The sequence below is a fragment of the Megasphaera vaginalis (ex Srinivasan et al. 2021) genome (assembly GCF_000478965.1).
GTDB lineage: Bacteria > Bacillota > Negativicutes > Veillonellales > Megasphaeraceae > Megasphaera > Megasphaera vaginalis.
Map to the genome: position 1 here is coordinate 1 of NZ_AWXA01000060.1, position 517 is coordinate 517.

At 46.8% G+C, this 517-nt stretch carries 1 protein-coding gene; it reads right to left on the minus strand.

Annotation, left to right across the window (positions count from 1 at the left end; all coding sequences use genetic code 11):
• Positions 1–501, minus strand: a 501-nt coding sequence (locus HMPREF1250_RS10160; RefSeq protein ID WP_269208563.1) for an AAA family ATPase, incomplete at its 3' end; no start/stop codon positions are given.
• Between the last annotated feature and the right edge of the window lie 16 nt (positions 502–517).

The following is a 517-nucleotide window of genomic DNA, read 5'->3' on the forward strand; positions in this document are numbered from 1 at the left end:
AGCGCCTTTGGAGTGATGATGACAATAAATGACCGAGCAATTAAGTTCCGTCGCTATACGGTCAAACTGATTGCAAAAATGAGCCATTTGTTCAGCACTGTTTTCATCGCCCGTAATGACTTTATAAATCGGGTCGATGATAATCGCCGTGTACTCTTGCTTAACGGCTCGCCTGATAAGTTTCGGAGCGAGCTTATCCATAGGTAGGGACTTTCCTCTAAGATTCCATATATCGATATTAGAAAGGCTGCGGGCTTCCCAACCAAGCTCCGTATATACGTCTTTAAATCGATGTAGGCAAGAAGCTGCGTCAAGCTCCAAGTTCACATAGAGGACCCGTCCCTGGGAGCAATCCCAATTCAGCCATTTACGCCCTTCGGCAATGGCGATAACAAGTTCTATAAGGGCAAAGGACTTACCCGATTTAGACGGTCCTGCCAATAGCATTTTGTGACCCTTACGAAGTACGTTTTCGATAAGCGGCGGGGCTAACGGCGGCAGATTATTCCAGAAGTCC